Raw genomic sequence first — 17,669 nt, 5'->3', positions numbered from 1 at the left:
AAGATGACACCGGAACAGTTTTTAGAGGTGGCTTCTGTATTGCCAGAGCCGTTAATTTTGGCTACAGTTAGCGGTGATATTTTGGCAGCAAATCGTCCGGTTGCTAAACTTCTTAATTGTCGCAGTAAAGACCTACGAGGTAAGAATTTATTAGAAATTGTTGAAAACCCCCATGATTCAGTTCTTGAATATTTAAAAACCTGCGCCAGAAATCGTCAATTCTCCTTCGGTTCCTTAAATTTTATCCTCCCCAATGATGAGCATTTAAGCTGTCGTGCGGAGGGTGCGGTAATTCAACCAGCTTCCCATGAATCTCCGGCTTTGATTTTACTGCGTTTACAAAATAGTGCAGCCGCCAATTTAGATTTTGCCGTCTTAAATCAAAAAATTGATCAACTCAGCCAAGAAATTCACCATCGGAAACAAGCCGAAGCCGCATTATCCCTGAAAAACCAGGAATTAGAAGAGGCATTTCGTCAATTAAAAAATACTCAACTTCAGTTAATACAAACGGAAAAAATGTCCAGTCTCGGTCAATTAGTAGCCGGGATAGCTCATGAAATTAATAACCCGGTTACCTTTATTGATGGCAATTTGGTTCATGCTGAAGAATATATTGAGACTTTATTGCAGCTAGTCCAAATGTATGAAACAGCATATCCAGACTCATCGCCAGAAATTGAAGAGTTTAAAGCAGAAATAGATCTGGATTTTGTGGTAGAGGATTTAGAGAATTTGTTAGATTCCATGCGTAAAGGGACTCAACGGATTTTAAAGATTGTTAAATCCCTACGCAATTTCTCGCGGTTGGATGAGTCGGGGTGCAAAGCGGTGGATATTCACGAAGGTATTGAAAGCACTTTAGTGATTTTACGCGATCGCTTAGAAACTTCCTTACAATCTGGTAAAATCGAGGTAATCCGAGACTATGGAAACTTACCTTTAATAGAATGTTATCCAGGTCAACTTAATCAGGTATTTATGAACTTGATTAGTAATGCGATCGATGCTTTAGTAGAATCCGACCAAAAACCACCCCCAGACCGCAACTCCCCACATTATAGCCAAATTATAATTTCTACCCAACTCATTGATCACAAGTCTATTAGGATTTCCATTAAAGATAATGGCTCAGGAATTTGTGACCAAGTTTGTCCTCACATTTTTAACCCGTTTTTTACGACCAAACCTGTCGGGAAAGGTACGGGATTAGGGTTATCAATTAGTTATCAGATTATCACCCAACTGCATCAAGGTCAATTGATTTGTCGGTCAACCCCCCACCAAGGAACAGAATTGGGAGTAGAGATTCCTATTCATCAAACCCCCGTTAAAAGTAGCAGGTCAGACCCAGAAAGGTTGGTAGAGGTTGACATTTTGGATATGGCTCAAAAAACCTAGGTGGTGCTGGTGCGTCAGAATATATCCATCTGGGTGGGTTTGGATATGGTCGCTTCTGACGCTACGGGAATGTAGGCTTAAATGTTGCCGTAGACGGGAATAGCAGCACCGCGTAGGTCTTTGGCGGCTTCTGAAGCTAAGAAGCAGATCACCTCTCCTAGAGATTGGGGTGTTACCCATTGGTGAGCGTTATCACTACCCATGGCTTCGCGGTTGCTGGGGGTGTCAATGACGCTGGGAAGCACACAGTTGGCGGTGATATTGGTGTTTTTGGTTTCATCTGCGATCGCTTTAGTTAAAGCCACTACCGCCGCCTTAGAAGCACAGTAAGCCGCTAATTGTCCGGCTGGGTCTATAGCACCACGACTCCCTACCGTCACGATTCTACCGTAGTTATTTTGTCGCATTTTAGCTAGGCTGTGCTTGCATACAAGGAATGTGGTATTTAAGTTAAGGTCTATGTCTTGTTTCCAGCTATCATAGCTATATTCGTGGGTAGCCCCCATGGAGAAACCCCCCACTAGATGAATCAGAACATCAACCCGACCCATATCATTAATCAGTTTACTAACCGCGTTTTCGTCCGTGAGATCGACCGCCACAAACCGAATTTGCTCAAAGTCCGTCGGGGAAAGGATACCTTTAAGGCGATCGACTTCTGCTTCACTGCGATAGGGTATCGTGACCTTAGCTTTTTGGTTAAGCACTAGGGGGGTCACTCCTAAACCTAGTCCCCCAGTTCCGCCAGTGATTAGTACCTGTTTATTATTCATCTGGATAATTGATAATCGGCTTTCAATTAACTTTAATGGTTTTCTGGTTGCAGATCTAGGCTCATACAAATCTTGGCGGTGGCTAAAAACCCCATCCTAGGGCAGGGAAAATTTACCATAGACCTCTGATTATACCATATATAGTGGCACTGTTTCCCATTATCCTAGGATACGTCAAGTTAGGAGATTTGTCAAGAGGAATTATGATAAATGTGTAACAATTATTAATTGTTAATGGCGGGGGCGCGCCTCCCCTGTAAATTCTGAATTACTCACGACTTTATGAATAAAGCCGCCCGGTGCTACAGATTAGCAGCTTGCCAATCTGGGTGGGTAGGTGAGATTATACGAACAGCACTGGAGCATGAAAACCTTGTCTCAAGAGAGCAAGGATGAAAGGCGACACGGGTACTTTAGTGCCCGTCAGCCCAAGATCTGATCAACTCTCGAACAACATCGCTGTTTGACTTGACACGCTTACTAGATAAATGCTACACTGATTTTAGTAGTGCCAGGTAACCAACCACTTAAAAAACCTTGTTGCCTCAAGGCGTACACTGAACCTTGACCATTGAATCTATGCGGTTTGGCTGCATTGTTCTAGCTTCCTCCTGGCAGCAGGTAAAAGATTCACAGGAACTAGACAAATCAGTCTTTGAGGTATATTGGCTTCAATCTAAACAGGATTGGCAGAAATGCAACTACGGTAGGGCATACCGAAAGTAACGCTTGGGGAGAGTCCCACCTCTGGGCTAGACGACGCAAGGAATCTCGTTTAAGTGGTCTCGGTGAGCCAAGAATCCCCGTCTCTTCAGAGCGGGGAGTGTCAACAGGCGAAATTGCCGCAAAATCTCAGCAGTAAAAATCGCCTCAATTCATTGAGGGGGATACCCAGATGATTGAGTCATCGAATGATATAAATCCTGTAACCGATGATAGGGAATTAATCTCGGTAGGAGCATGATTTAATCTCAAATTAGGTTAACATTTTACGGCAATACGGTATAATACCAAGTATGGTGCGAGACCTTCGGGTATGAAATAGAGCTGAAATGGGCGTGGGGACTACCCGGTGAGGACTTCAACCCCTTGCTTGATTGGGTCGCATCCCTGGCCATCCCATAACACAGCCGGATTTTTTGGCCCACCTTCGAGACTTCCAATATGGTTGCCAAGGTGAAGCGTCTAATCAGGTCTAAGACTGCCCGCGCCATGCTGACATGGGCGCATTATCGATTCAAACTAACCCTGAGACATAAGCGCGGAAATAACTGAACAGTTGTAGATGTGACCGAAGAATACACCAGCAAAACCTGTACTCACTGTGGTCATGTCCATTCCCAGCTAGGTGGCTCAAAAGTGTTCCGATGTCCTGAGTGCGGGTTCACTCTACCACGGGACTGGAACGGTGCTTTTGGAATCTTTCTAAAAGCTTTGCGGGATACCGCCTCTGTTACCTTAACGGGTAATAGTGCTATCGTCGCATTGTCAGGGAACAGCCGGAAAAATGTCGCGTAAATGTATCAGAACAACTGCTAACAGTACAGATGCTAACAGTACAGATTTCAACGCCACCAGAGTTCAGCCAGACCTGGCTACTGGAAACCAGTTATGGAACTGGTGGCAATGCCCTCACCACCGGCCTTGATGGGTCTATTTATATAACAGGTTCTACTAGAGAGGACCTGAATGGAGAAATCAATCAGAGTGGTACTGATAGCTTCATTGTCAAATATGAACCCGATGGGACTCTGGTATGGACAAGACTGTTGGGAGGTAATTATTCTAACTCTTATGGCAATGCCCTCACCACCGGCCTTGATGGGTCTATTTATATGGCGGGTTGGACTCGGAGTGACCAGATTGTAGAAATTCCTCGACAGCCATACGAAATTCCCAGTAATGAAAACGATGTATTTCTCGCCCGGTATGAACCCGATGGCAGCCAGGTATGGACAACCCGGTTAGCAAGCAATAGGTCGGAAATAGCCCATGCCCTCACCACCGGCCTTGATGGGTCCATTTATGTAGCTGGCTTTACTAGCGGCGACCTAGGTGGGGAAATAAATAATGGTGGCACGGATGCCTTTATCAGCAAATACGAACCCGATGGGACTCTGACATGGACAAGGCTGTTAGGAACCAGTAATTGGGATGGTGCCAGAGCCCTCACCACTGGCTTTGATGGGTCTATTTATATGGCGGGTGAGACTTGGGGCGACCTGAATGGGGAAATTAATCAGAGTGGTGCTGATGGCTTTATTGCCAAATACGAACCTGATGGGACTCTGGTATGGACGAGACTGTTGGGAAGCAATGGTTGGGGGGCAGCCCATGCCTTGACCACCGGAATTGATGGGTTTATTTATGTCGCTGGTCTAACCGAGGGCGACATCAACGAGGAAATTTTTAGTCGTGGCGGAAATGCCTTAATCAGCAAATACGAACCGGAGGATGGGGCTCTGGTATGGACAACACAGTTGGGAACCCCTAATGCTGACCAAGCCAATGCCCTCACCACCGGCCTTGATGGGTCTATTTATATGGCGGGTTGGACTCAAGGCAACCTGGCTGAGGAAATGAATCGTGGTTACTCCGATGGGTTTATCGCCAAATACGAAACTGATGGCGCTTTGGCGTGGACAAGGCTGTTAGCCAGCAATGACTGGGACACAGTTAATGACCTCACCACGGGAATTGATGGGTCTATTTATATGGCCGGAAATGCCTTTGTTAGGGTGATAGTCGATGGGACTGTAGCGGAACCTGTACCGCCGCCACCGGAATTTATCGACCCATTGTTACCTCTCAACGGTGATTATATTCCCATAGCGGGCGACTTTAATGGTTCGGGAATCACAGATATTCTCTGGTATGCTCCCGGTCCTGACCCGGATTTTATGTGGTACTTTCATGCAGATGGTAGTTATGGGAGTCGTTTGTTCATGATTAATGGTTATTATATTCCCATAGCGGGCGACTTTAATGGTTCGGGAATCACAGATATTCTCTGGTATGCTCCCGGTCCTGACCCGGATTTTATGTGGTACTTTAATCAAGATGGTAACTATGACGGTTTTCAGTTGACCGTTGATGGTCATTATGCTCCGGTTCCGGCAGATTTAGAAGTCTTCTAAGGGTTCCCGGTTCAGAATATCTCGATATTGTCGCCATGGGGGAAGATACTCGTCCATATAAGCCTGAAAACGGTGATTATGATAACGTTCTAAGAGATGTACTAACTCATGAACTACCACATATTCCAAGCACTCTATGGGCTTTTTTGCGAGTTCTAAATTTAGCCAAATGCGGCGCTGAGTGATATTACAACTCCCCCATTTAGTCCGCATTTTCTTAATCCCCCAATCGGTCACATTTTCCCCGATAATGGGTTGCCATTTATTCAGCAATTGTGGTATAATATCATGGAATTTTTGCCGATACCATTCGGCTAAAACTTGGGCGCGATTGTCCCGAGAAGTTCCGGGATTAACGAATAATTGCACTATCCGAGAATTGGGAATTTTAAGTTCATGTTTCCCTCGGCGTTCTATGAATTCTAAGCCGTAGCGTTTACCGAAGATATAATGAGTTTCGCCGGATACCATTTATCGCGGGGATTGACGGGGTTGGGCGGCGAATTTTGCCTGGTGTTTTTTAATCCAAGATAGGCGGGAGATAATCGCCAGTCGGATATTATCATCAGTGAAGTGAAGCGGCGCAGCTACCCGCACCCGACCCTCTGGGGGATAGACTCCAATATGCAGATTTTTAATCGATTTGCGAATCACTTGCACGGGAATTTGAGCAATGGTTATCTGGTAATCTGTGGGAGATTTACTGGTAGTCATGTTGCTGTTTAATTAACTCTAAAATGGTGTCAACGGGTAGGTCTACTTTAGCATCAACTAGGACGGCATTAAGGGCATTTTTTACCTCGATTTCTGGGAAACGGTTGCCAATCCAGTTGTCTTTTTTGGTGGTGATCACGACCTGATCAATCTTGAGGCCTAAGGCTTCATTTTTGCCTAGTGGCGTGACATTGCTAAAATAGGGTATTGAGTGCGAGACGTTCAGGCATGAAATAGGGTTGCAATACCCGAAATAACCGCCTGGTGAGGATTTCAACCCCTTGGTTGAATATAAGGAGCGAACTCCTGACCATCCTCATAACTGTTTATATGTCCCGACGTTTAGTATAGAAATATACGTGCGAAACGTTTAGGAGTGAAATAGGGCTGCGATGCCCGAAATAACCTCCTAATGGGACTTTCACCCCTTGGTGGAATATAAGGAATTCATATTCCTGACCATCCCATAACTGTTTATATGTCCCGACGCTTGGAGAAATCTAAGCAAGGCAGGGGACTCAAGGTCATAAACAAACTGAGAAATCAGGACGTTGAGAGTAACGGCGATAGCCACCCCCAATTTCAGGATTCACAACCCGTCAGATTGAAGCGGGGAACGGAAGGTTCCGAGGTGTGGTGTAACCCAACACCAGAAACGAGACCACTGCCAACCATCCATGATTAGGGAAACCGAATGTCCGGCTTGAACCATCGTCAATATAAAGTAGCGAAATAGGTTGACACGCTGCGTTCAAAAGAACAAGGGGAAAAGTGGGGGTTTGTATATACTACCCAGAAGCAACGAAAGTTGTGCACAGACCTTTAATGTACCCCGGTGGATAGGACAAATCTAAAGATGGAATGCCCGTATAAACGGAACGTTTAAACCCCTTTTAGGCTCTCGACAAGTACATCTTGTTGAGTAGTGAAAGTGTAATCGTATGCCTTTAAGGGGAAGGGATGTGACTGAAAGCCAAAGCCTAATTGTAATGGTTAGGATATGCCCACTAGTCACGGTGTAGATATAGTTACTGCAATCAACAGGAGTTTAACGGCGAAAGCGAGTTTAAACACTACGATGTTGTATTTAGCTCCAAAAGTTGAAGTACAAAAGCAGGGGTTGGTAACTCTGTTCCCGTTGCCAAGGGGTATCTACATCAGGAGCCGTGTGATGCGAAAGTATCAAGCACGGTTTTGAATGGGAGTGGGGGAAGGCGACTTCCCTCTCGACCCCTACCAAAACAAGGCAGGGAACTCGGGGTCAAAACGCAAAATTGGAAATCTTAATGATTCCTTAACAATTGCGTCGAGAGTAACGGCGATAGCCACCCCCAGTTTTGGGAATCACAACCCCAGGATTGAAGCGGGGAACGGAAGGCGTAAAGTAGAACCTACTGCCAGACGCGACCACTGCCAACCATCCATGACTAAGGAAATCTGAATGCTCCGACTTGAACCATCGTAATTATTTAGTAGCGAAACAGGTTGATACGCTGCACTCAAAAGAGAAAGGGAAAAAGTAGGGTAATTCTATCATCACCTACACAGACCTTTAAAAGTACCCCGGTGGATAGGACAAGTCTAAAGATGGAATGCCCATATAAACGGAACGTTGTAACCCCTTTTAGGCTCTAACAATCTGGTCGAGAAAGTTAGTAGTGAAAGTGTAAGCGTAAGCCTATTAGGGGGTGAGATGTGACCAGAAGCTAATGCCCGACTGTAATGGTAGGGATATGCTAACGGGTCACGGTTTGATTGTAAAGAATAGAGTCTAGTAGGAGTTACTATGACGAAAGCGAGTTTAAAGAAAGGTTTTGAGAAATCGAAGCCAATCAAGACGTGCGTTTGTATGGAAACAAATTCCCTGGGCGAAAGTTCAGAGAAAAGTTTTCAAGCTCCAAAAGAGGATATTTCAAGCAGCTAAATCGGGACAAGACGCAAAGGCACGAAGGTTGCAACGTCTACTGGTGAAGTCATATTATGCCCGACTCTTAGCAGTGCGGCGAGTGACCCAAGATAATCAAGGCAAGAAAACAGCCGGTGTCGATGGAATGAGAGCAATCTCTCCAAGGCAAAGGTTTGAACTTGTTGAGAACATTAAAGGAAACCTCAAAGCAAAACCACTGCGACGAGTGTGGATTCCAAAACCCGGTAGGGATGAAAAACGCCCCCTGGGAATACCCACAATCCAAGATAGAGCGAGGCAAGCCTTGGTTAAATCGGCTCTCGAACCTGAATGGGAATCGAGATTTGAAGGCACTAGTTATGGGTTTAGACCGGGTAGGTCTGCCCAAGATGCAATAGCACGAATTTTTCAGAGTATTAACAAAGATGAATACTATGTGTTAGACGCGGATATAACGAAGTGTTTTGACCGAATAAACCATGATTATCTACTGTCAAAAATTAATTGTCCAAGCAGCCTGAAGAGAGACCTGAAACAATGGCTCAAAGCGGGTGTGCTAGATAACGGCGTATTCGAGGATACAGAAGCAGGGACACCCCAAGGAGGGGTAATAAGTCCACTCCTAGCCAACATCGCACTGGATGGTATGGAAAGGCTAGTTAAAGAAATGTATCCGAATAAAGGAACAACCACCCAGGTCAACCTAATAAGATATAGCACAAGACAGAACACTTAGGACGTATAATGGAGAGGACGAGATGACTAAGAAGACCAAAAATGCCAGCCCCCTATAGTTACGATCTCAGACAAAAAGTTATTGATGCCATTGAACTAGACGGTATGCCCAAAACAGAAGCCAGTCAAGTTTTCCATGTCAGCCGGAACACCATTAATCTCTGGCTGCAAAGAAAAGCACAGACCGGAGACTTCCTCCCTAAACCTCATCACCGTCACCGACCTGGCAATAACCACAAAATTACTGACTGGGAAAAATTCAAGGCTTTTGCCCAAGAGCATGGCGACAAAACAGCAGCTCAAATGGCTGAACTTTGGGATGACGACATCTCTCCTCGCACCATATCCAGAGCCTTGAAGAAAATTGGCTTCACCAGAAAAAAAACTTACGGCTACCAAGAACGTGATGAGTAACAGCGAGAGGAGTTTATGGCTCAGATTGAACAGATGGAGCCGGAAGAAGTGGTCTACCTCGATGAAGCCGGCATGAATAGTCAGGACTCGGATTACCCTTATGGTTACTGCGAGGAAGGAAAACGCTTCCATGCACTCAAATCAGGGAAGAGGCAGGGCAGGGTAAGTATGATAGCCGCATGGTGTCATCAACAACTCTTAGCTCCCTTTAGCTTTGAGGGTTGTTGTAATCGGACAGTGTTTGAGTTGTGGTTGGAGTTCATCTTAATTCCAACATTGAAGCCAGGTCAGACTCTAGTATTGGACAATGCAACGTTTCATAAAGGGGGACGGATTGCTGAACTGGTGGAGGCAGCTCAATGCCGTTTACTCTATCTTCCGCCTTATTCGCCAGACCTCAACAAGATAGAGAAATGTTGGTCGTGGCTGAAAGCCCGTATTCGCCACTGCACGTGAGCAGTTTGATTCTCTCCATGATGCCATGGATTCCGTTCTCCAAGCTGCGTCCTAACTACCTTGACTAATGCTATAATTAAATAACCTTGTAGGGTGCGTCAGACCAGGCGACACCGATAAGAACCGGAGAACTGATAAACTGACGCACCAGGTATCTAATTACAGCCTTTCTCTCAATCATTAAGCACATTAACAACACTTGGTAAACCAGTTATTCAAACACTGTAAATCCACAAGGCTTACCGCCACTTCTACCAATCTCACTAATAATTCCATGGTCTCCGTCCTGAACTTGCACACTAAACTTTTGAGCTGTGACCACATCATCTCTATCGGGTTAAACTCAGGGGAATACACCGGCAGATATTCTACCCTGGCTCCTACTGACTCTATCATTTCTTTGACTTCTTCTCGATGATGAGAATTTAAGTTATCCATTACCACTACATCTCCTTTTTTTAATTTTGGCAATAAATCTAACTTGATGAATTGGAGAAAATCCTCTTTTTTCATGGACCCTTCTAATGTTTGAGTCGCTACCACTCCGGAGAGCTTAATTGCACCAATTATTGTCATTTTTTGACCTCGATAGGATTTCCGCAGTTCATAGACTTTTTTCCCTTTCGTAGCTCTGGCTAACGGTCTGCTCATCCCTACCCATAACCCACTTTCATCAATAAACACAAGCTTTTCAGGAGCCACATCTCTAATTCTTTACCAATAATCTACTCGCGCTTTCTGTACTTCTTCAGTTACTACTTTTTCGCTCCTGTATGTTTTTTTTTAGACTTATATCGTGCTGCTTTAAAAATCTATCTATCATGGTCGTACTGACATTTATGCCCAGCTTGTCTCTGAGCTTATCACTATATTGCCATAAGGTCAGGTCGGGGTGGGCTTCTACAATATCTATCACGGCTTCCTCATGCTTAGATCAAATGCTTTTCTTTTTAGAGCCACACTTACGAGGAGATAAGTCTCCCGTTAATCGATACTGTTTGACCAGTCGCCTTACCGTGTCTGGACTCACCAAAAAGCGTTTCGCTACTTTTCGGATAGAAGTGTCTCCTTTTTCATAGGCTTCTACTATCTTTTTCCGAAAATCTAAAGAGTAACGGCTCATGGTAGTTGGTTGTGATAACTTATACAATAGCCATACATTATACCGTACTTTGTGTTTTGTGTAAAGGCTGTAAATAACCTTGTAGTGGCATGACACGCTTAAAATAGTGCATTAGTTTGAGGAGGACGAGACCTCCTCAAACCTTGGGTAAAGATGACGCAGAGTCACTCGTGCATCTTCGGTCGTAAATTGCCAACTCACTTGGGCTCGCTTCTCATTACGCTCTTGCTGCCACGCCACTACTTCGCGTTCGAGCTTCTCGGCACTTTCTAAACGTCGCTTCAAACACTGTTGGCTCAACACCGATAACTCAGTCTCAGCTATAGCATTAGTCAAGGTGGTTAGGACGCAGTTTTGAGAACGGAATCCATGGCATCATAGAGAGAATCAAACTGCTCAATACAATGGCGAATGCGGGCTTTCAACCACGACCAACATTTCTCTATCTTGTTGAGGTCTGGCGAATAAGGTGGTAGATAGAGCAAACGGCATTGAGCCGCCTCCACTAGCTCAGGAATCCGTCCCCCTTTATGAAACGTTGCATTGTCTAGCACTAGAGTCTGACCTGGCTTCAGTGTTGGAATTAAGATGAACTCCAACCACAACTCAAACACTGTCCGATTACAACAACCCTCAAAGCTAAAGGGGGCTAAGAGTTGTTGATGACACCATGGGGCCATATAGCTCACCCTGCCCTGCCTCTTCCCTGATTTGAGGGCATGGAAGCGTTTTCCTTCCTCGCAGTAACCATAAGGGTAATCCGAGTCCTGACTATTCATGCCGGCTTCATCGAGGTAGACCACTTCTTGTGGCTCCATATGTTCAATCTGAGCCATAAACTCCTCTCGCTGTTGCTCATCACGTTCTTGGTAGCCGTAAGTTTTTTTTCTGGTGAAGCCAATTTTCTTCAAGGCTCTGGATATGGTGCGAGGAGAGATGTCGTCATCCCAAAGTTCAGCCATTTGAGCGGAGGTTTGATCGCCATGCTCTTGGGCAAAAGCCTTGAATTTTTGCCAGTCGGTAATTTTGTGGTTATTGCCAGGTCGGTGATGAGCTTTAGGGAGGAAGTCTCCGGTCTGTGCTTTTCTTTGCAGCCAGAGATTAATGGTGTTCCTGCTGACATGGAAAACTTGACTGGCTTATGTTTTGGGCATACCGTCTAGTTCAATGGCATCAATAACTTTTTGTCTGAGGTCGTAACTATAGGGGGCTGGCATTTTTGGTCTTCTTAGTCATCTCGTCCTCTCCATTATACGTCCTAAGTGTTCTGTCTTATGCTATAGATACCTGGTGCGTCAGTTTATCAGTTCTCCGGTTCTTATTGGTGTCGCCTGGTCTGACGCACCCTACTATATATTATTACCAAGGGCTACCAATAAGAGTAAACCCAGCCCAGTAAAAAGGATGAGATAAATCAACAGGGTTTTGTTTGGCTAATTCTTGGGGGACTGGAGTTGATATATCACCGCGACGAGTGTTCATGTTAGTCTGACTAAGTAGGTAACCATTTTCTAAACGTACCTGACCATTTAACATCGCTAATTGAGACTGTCGGAGAGCTTCTGCTTTAATGGGAGTAGCAGTTAGAGCATTATAGAATGTCGTCATTAATCCCAAAGTTCCCGCATCACTAACATACCATAAACTAGCCATAGCCGACTTCACCCCAGCTTGAACAGCTAGTCCAGCAAATCCCAATTCCGCTTTTTCATCCCCCACAGCCGTAGTACAAGCACTCAATACCAATAATTCTACCGGAGGTTGATTTAGTCGTAACTCTCGCAGTTGATTTAACCATAGCTTTTGGTCCCAAAATTGAATATAAGAACGGTCAGCACCCCCAGATACAAATTCTCCATGAGTTGCTAGGTGAACAATTTTATATTCTCCCTGTTCCCTTTGGGATTTCAGATTAGCTATGGTAAATTCCTCATTTAAAAAGGCTTGACCTGGCCAAATATTGCCAACAATCAAATCTAATTCTAGGGGAACTGCTGGTAAAGGATCTAGGTTAGAATTAGGAAACTTAGAAGCACCCATAGCCAAAACCCTAGCATTTTGCAGGTTAACATAACTGGTATCAGTTAGACTGAGGCTAGGAATCAGACTGAGGCTATAGTTTTCTATTAGGAACTGTTCCCCGTCATATAATGCGGCTAGGGGGAGGGTACGCAAACCAGCATCCATTGAGAAAATTAGGATATCAATGCCATGTTTTTCTAACTCCTGTTTGATGGGTTCAATTAACCAATTATATAATTGTTGTCCTGATTCTTTATACTGAGTATCTTGGAAATTTTGGGGGGTGCGAATTTGATGGCTAAATTGTCGCGCTACTTGTAGGAGTTCCTCACGATTAACCGCCACGCTTTTAAACACTGCTTCCCCATTGGGTAAAAGCAATCTTAATTCTAGTATTTCAGGTTGTATGGACACATAAATAATTGCGGGTTTGTAGTTGGTGATGCGGACAATATCGCTGAGGGTTTGACGGATACTTTGGTCATCTACGGTGTTTTTACTGAGATTATAGCCGAAATAGTTGAGAAATTCCCGACCTCGGAATGAATCAATTTGCAACACTGAGGAAACTAAGGGAGAACGAGCCATTTGGTCAGTAGGTACGGTGGTTGGTTCTACCTGAACTACGAGGTTTCCAGCCTGGTCTATGTCGGGGTTGGCTTCGGTGTTGGAATTGATTAGGGGTGACTCTGCATCATGATTGGAGTTACCGGAGATATTCTGATCACTGTCGGAGGTGTTAGAGTTACTGTTGCTTAAATTTTCGGGGATACTAGAAACAGAAGATCCGGTGGTTTCTACATCAGATAAATCTTGATTTTCAGTGGTAATTTCTGGTTGGTTAACGGTGGTTTGTCTAATTGAGTTTTGCTCAAAATTATTGCCGACAATTGTAGTATCTGCACCAGCGGTTAATTGACCATCAGTAATAGCTCCAGCGGTCCCATTTTGACTAGGATCACCAATAACTAGAGGGGTGGAAAAAGCGGGTAATCTAATTGTCCCGCTACCTGTTGAACCGATAGTAGAGATACTTGCTTCTACATCATTCATGGCTTCAAAGGTATCTGTAACTCGGAAAAATCGAGAGGTGTCAATTATTAGGGAACCTCCCCGCAATTGGGCTTCGGTATTAATTAGGGAGACTTCAATATCATTCTCGCTCGTTAGCCTGACGGAACCCGCATTTCCCTCGGAGGAATTGGTGTTAATAGCACCTAGAAAAATCTGGTCTTGTGCTTGTACTACTATAGACCCTCCGGCGGTGGAACCGGAGGTGTTAAGATTACGGCTTTGTACTCCTCCTTGGCGGCTGGTAATGGTAATATTTGCGCCTGTTCCTGAGTCGGTAGCGGTGCTGATATCACCTGTGTTAATATTTCCCAAGGCGGTGATATTAATGCTACTGTCGAGGCTGTCAGGGGATGCTATTTGCAGATTTCCGGTGGTAATGGTTCCGCGATCGCTATTTAAACTCATACCACGTCCGGCGGTGATATTTCCGGTTTGGATATCATCCCGACCTACGAGACTTAAAAAGGTTGCATCCCCCAAAATATTGCCATCAACTGTAATTTGTCCCCGCTGACTGCTGAGGTCAATTGTCCGAAAAGCCAGATTATCTAAACTTGCATTAGAACGAAGTTCTCCGGTCTGAATATTCCCTTGAGACCGTATATTAATATTACCTCCCGACTGCAAATTCCCGGTAATCACCTCACCTCTAGCACTATTAATGTATATATTTAATCCACTGCTATTAATGTCACGAATGCGGATATCACCATCAGCTTGTAAGGAGATGGAAGCATCACCAATTCCGGTAATATTTCCCTCAGCTATAATTTGACCTAAATCACTGGAAGATTGTAATAAGACGGGACTGGTAAAGGTGATATCTTGAGCTATTTCTATGATACTATTTCCATCAGGACTACCAATAATAATCCTTTCAAACCCCGGCGCGAAAGCGTCTATATCTGATAACTTGATATCCAAACCAGTGGTATTTTCCTCACTTCCTAAAGTCATGATTTGACCGGAATGGCTGGATTCTAATCGTAAAGAACCGCTACCACGAACTGAATGAGAACCACCGACTAAATTAATTTCGGAACCTCGTAATAAAATATTGCCTTGATTAGAGCCATTTGGGAGGGTGTGGATTCCCTCTATTTGGATGATATCCGATTGACTAATTACGCTAATATCTCCGCCTTCTGTCACGAGATTTCCGAGAATAATCTCATTTTCCGCCTCTAAGGTTAAGCTAGAATTCCCTACACCTCTAATGGTGGGTAAACTTTCATCACCAGTGGCGATAATTCTACCTTGAGGCGATCGCATCATCACGGGGTCTTGAAACCTGAGATCTCCCTCAATATAAATAGTCCCCTGAGAATCAGACCTACCAATAATAATCTCGGAAAACCCCCTAGTAATTTGTGACAATTCCAAGCTGTTAAAATTCAGAGATAAAGGGTCTCCTGTTGGCGAAGAGTTAGCAGAGAGTCCCGAGTTTCTACCTAACCTAATATCTTGGGTTGGTGAAGCAGGTTGTAATAAGAGAGACCCACTCCCGGAAAGACCACCATTAAGATTAATAGTATCTCCCGTCAACATAATATTACCCCCTGTAGTATCAGGAGATAGTAGACCATCCCAAACCCCGGTGGAGATAGCACCCACACTAATTTCTATACCAGCATCCAAAGTAATATTACCACCAGATTGCCGTCCGCGCGAGTCGATCGCACCTAAATCCATACTCTCGCTAGTGGTAATCAAGACATCGCCTCCCTCACCCCTAACGGAGGAGGTAATAATCCGAGATGGTCTCGTCCGATTATTAGTATCATCCATAATAATCCGACTACCTTCGCTAATAATAGACACATCACCACCACCCCGAAAGCCAGAAGTATTGATACCCTCTAAAAAAATCTCCCGACTGGCTTCTAGTTGGATATTTCCCCCGACTCCGGTTGTATCAGTCGCCTGGGAAGATAGGGGACCGGTGAAAATTTGCCGACCACTATTAATAGTAATATTACCGCCGGAAAATCTCCCGTCTGTTTTCAGATTATTAGTAGTAATTGAACCCTGGCTACTACGGAGAGTAATATCACCGCCTGTATTGTCACTATTAGCAGTAGATATAACCCCGGTATTAATCTGACCAATACCACTAGCAGTTAGATTAACATCTCCGCCACTGGTTCTAATATTCCCGGTAGCAATATTGACACCAAAAATATTGAGATTACCACCTCTAGTTAAGATAGTATCGCCACTGTGCATGATAAAAGAACCCTGACCATCTCCGTTAGCATCAGCGCGGAAAGTCACGGTTCCGGTGGTAGTTCTCAAGTCGAGTTTTTGGTTAGATAACTGGTCGATGCGAATATCATTTCGTGCTTCCAGAGTAATATCAGCATCAGCGGCTAAATTTTCCAAGGTAGTTTGGGAGAGGGTATATTCTGCTGGTCCTTGGTCAGCGGTGACTACACCATCAAAGTCGATATTATTATTGGGAGAGGCTTCGGAGTCTACAATCCTGATATTTAAAGGGTCTAAAAGTAGGGTTCCTAAGTTACCATCTCCGCCGCGCAAATTGACACTACCATCAACGCTGAGAGTTTCGAGACCGGAGATTTCTACAAACCCTCCCTGGTGTTGTCCTTGTGCGGAAATATTGCCGGAAAATTGGGTATGTCCGTCAGACCAAATAATAATCCTGCCGCCATCTCCGTTAGTGGTGGCGTTGGCTGCTAGGGTAGAATTATCATCGATGAGGGTATAGATGGCATTAGGAACAGTACCCTGTCCGAGGTAATCACCTCCAATTCTAATTGTACCGCCGTTATCTGGTGCGGAGGCGCTGATATTCGCACCCCAAATTCCGATGCGATCGCCAAAAATGTTAATCTGGGGGGAATGGTTAAAAATAGTGGAGTCGGTGTCGATGGTTCCCGACACAGCCACAACTCCAGGATTAGGAGTAATGGGGGTATTAGAACCAGTTAGTTGTATGCGACCATCAGCTAAAATATTGACTCCGGTGGCATAATTTTCGTCCCCTCCGGTGAGTAGTTCCGGCAAGGATAGGGGGGTAAGATTAGTTGATAATCCATCAGGGGAGGCGGCTGGACTAACTTCTAAACTGAGAAGGTGTCCGGCTTGGGAAATGCGGAGGATATTTTCACCTTCGACCGCCGCCATGGTAATTTCTCCCCCAGGAGCTACCAGTGACCCGGTATTGATGACAGTTCCCCCCAGTAGGGTGATTTGTTCTCCCTGGGTAACGGCGAGTTCTCCGGCGTTGACAATGCTACCAGGATTAGTCCCAAAGGCGAAGGCGTTGGGAGTGCCGACTAGGGTGCTATAATCATTTGCACCGATCGCACTCATCCAGCGATCGCCAAAACCGATACCAGACCAGAAGCGGTAGTAGCGGTAAAGGAACCTGGAACATCTAACCGCGCACCCGCACCGAATAAAATCCCGGCTGGGTTGATTAAAAACAGGTTAGAAGCGCCGCCTGTGACCTGCAAAAGTCCGTTAATGCGGGAAGCATCCCCACCCACCACACGGGTGAGGATGTTTTGGATTTCGGGAGTGGCAATAAAGTTAGCCACAGCGCCGGATTCTACGTTAAAGTGTGTAAAACTGTGGAACAGATTACTCCCATTTCCCGAAAGTTGTCCCCCAGTGATGTTGGTCTGGTTTCCCTGTTGATGGGTAATGGTGTTGGTGCTGTTGGGTTCGGGTACAATTGGTTGAGCGATCGCTCTGTTATACCGGATATCGAAAAAGTTTTGTGGTATAATGGAGAGGATATCCAGAACCATCAAACTGGCACAGGAAACCGGGATCAGCACTAACTGCAGATGGTGTACTGGGTTCATAATTATCTCCTCCCCTTCCCTAACTGGTTACAAGTTTATGATATCCTCCCTTTTCGCACCCCATTTTCACTTCTGTAGTGG

General features: G+C 44.9%; 6 protein-coding genes and 7 pseudogenes. 5 read left to right on the top strand and 8 right to left on the bottom strand.

Annotated features, from left to right (window positions below; all coding sequences use genetic code 11):
* Positions 1-3: 3 nt before the first annotated feature.
* Complete coding sequence (locus XZ46_RS01885; RefSeq protein ID WP_006621877.1) at positions 4-1,401, top strand: ATP-binding protein; 1,398 nt, start codon at positions 4-6, stop codon at positions 1,399-1,401.
* Positions 1,402-1,478: 77 nt separating this feature from the next.
* Here the strand turns inward: XZ46_RS01885 and fabG are convergent, their stop codons facing one another.
* Positions 1,479-2,174: a 3-oxoacyl-ACP reductase FabG gene (gene fabG, locus XZ46_RS01880; RefSeq protein WP_006621878.1), complete on the bottom strand. Its 696-nt coding sequence runs from the start codon at positions 2,172-2,174 to the stop codon at positions 1,479-1,481.
* A gap of 1,125 nt (positions 2,175-3,299) precedes the next feature.
* Here fabG and XZ46_RS27900 point away from each other — a divergent pair.
* A pseudogene (locus tag XZ46_RS27900) lies at positions 3,300-3,692 on the top strand (zinc ribbon domain-containing protein); the annotation flags it as partial.
* A 29-nt stretch (positions 3,693-3,721) separates the two neighbouring features.
* Positions 3,722-5,311, top strand: coding sequence for an SBBP repeat-containing protein (locus XZ46_RS01875; RefSeq protein ID WP_006668863.1), 1,590 nt, complete (start codon positions 3,722-3,724; stop codon positions 5,309-5,311).
* On the opposite strand, the pseudogene XZ46_RS01870 reads toward XZ46_RS01875, so the two are convergent.
* A pseudogene (locus tag XZ46_RS01870) lies at positions 5,297-6,025 on the bottom strand (M48 family metallopeptidase). The gene XZ46_RS01875 and the pseudogene XZ46_RS01870 overlap by 15 nt on opposite strands.
* The gene (locus XZ46_RS36205; protein WP_228116456.1) at positions 6,012-6,164 is read right to left on the bottom strand and encodes a hypothetical protein; all 153 of its coding nucleotides are present in this window, start codon (positions 6,162-6,164) and stop codon (positions 6,012-6,014) included. Before XZ46_RS36205 ends, XZ46_RS01870 begins: the two are co-directional and overlap by 14 nt.
* Positions 6,165-7,811: 1,647 nt before the next feature.
* On the opposite strand from XZ46_RS36205, the pseudogene XZ46_RS01850 reads away from it, so the two are divergent.
* Positions 7,812-8,649 (top strand): annotated as a pseudogene (locus XZ46_RS01850) (reverse transcriptase N-terminal domain-containing protein); the annotation flags it as partial.
* Positions 8,650-8,708: 59 nt separating this feature from the next.
* Positions 8,709-9,591 (top strand): annotated as a pseudogene (locus XZ46_RS27890) (IS630 family transposase).
* Positions 9,592-9,725: 134 nt separating this feature from the next.
* On the opposite strand, the pseudogene XZ46_RS31395 reads toward XZ46_RS27890, so the two are convergent.
* From XZ46_RS31395 to XZ46_RS36200, 5 genes and pseudogenes are all read right to left on the bottom strand, one after another.
* Positions 9,726-10,659: pseudogene (locus tag XZ46_RS31395) on the bottom strand (IS630-like element ISAtsp7 family transposase).
* Positions 10,660-10,770: 111 nt separating this feature from the next.
* Positions 10,771-10,983, bottom strand: a pseudogene (locus XZ46_RS33715) (IS630-like element ISMae25 family transposase); the annotation flags it as partial.
* Positions 10,984-11,000: 17 nt separating this feature from the next.
* Positions 11,001-11,876 (bottom strand): annotated as a pseudogene (locus XZ46_RS31390) (IS630 family transposase).
* A 142-nt stretch (positions 11,877-12,018) separates the two neighbouring features.
* Positions 12,019-17,091: a CHAT domain-containing protein gene (locus XZ46_RS01815; RefSeq protein WP_228116455.1), complete on the bottom strand. Its 5,073-nt coding sequence runs from the start codon at positions 17,089-17,091 to the stop codon at positions 12,019-12,021.
* On the bottom strand, positions 17,088-17,588 hold the full coding sequence (locus XZ46_RS36200; protein ID WP_228116454.1) for a filamentous hemagglutinin N-terminal domain-containing protein: 501 nt from the start codon (positions 17,586-17,588) through the stop codon (positions 17,088-17,090). The genes XZ46_RS01815 and XZ46_RS36200 overlap by 4 nt, the downstream gene beginning before the upstream one ends.
* Between the last annotated feature and the right edge of the window lie 81 nt (positions 17,589-17,669).

The sequence above is a fragment of the Limnospira indica PCC 8005 genome (assembly GCF_000973065.1).
Taxonomy (GTDB): Bacteria; Cyanobacteriota; Cyanobacteriia; order Cyanobacteriales; family Microcoleaceae; genus Limnospira; species Limnospira fusiformis.
Note: the sequence above shows the minus strand (reverse complement) of the source record. Positions and strands in the feature narration are given on the sequence as shown.

What these genes read in the sequence shown, in the direction of transcription:
- XZ46_RS01885 (WP_006621877.1), top strand. Translation starts at nt 4, where the DNA reads ATGACACCGGAACAGTTTTTAGAGGTGGCTTCTGTATTGCCAGAGCCG.
- fabG (WP_006621878.1), bottom strand. Translation starts at nt 2,174, where the DNA reads ATGAATAATAAACAGGTACTAATCACTGGCGGAACTGGGGGACTAGGT.
- XZ46_RS01875 (WP_006668863.1), top strand. Translation starts at nt 3,722, where the DNA reads ATGCTAACAGTACAGATTTCAACGCCACCAGAGTTCAGCCAGACCTGG.
- XZ46_RS01815 (WP_228116455.1), bottom strand. Translation starts at nt 17,091, where the DNA reads ATGAGTGCGATCGGTGCAAATGATTATAGCACCCTAGTCGGCACTCCC.
- XZ46_RS36200 (WP_228116454.1), bottom strand. Translation starts at nt 17,588, where the DNA reads ATGAACCCAGTACACCATCTGCAGTTAGTGCTGATCCCGGTTTCCTGT.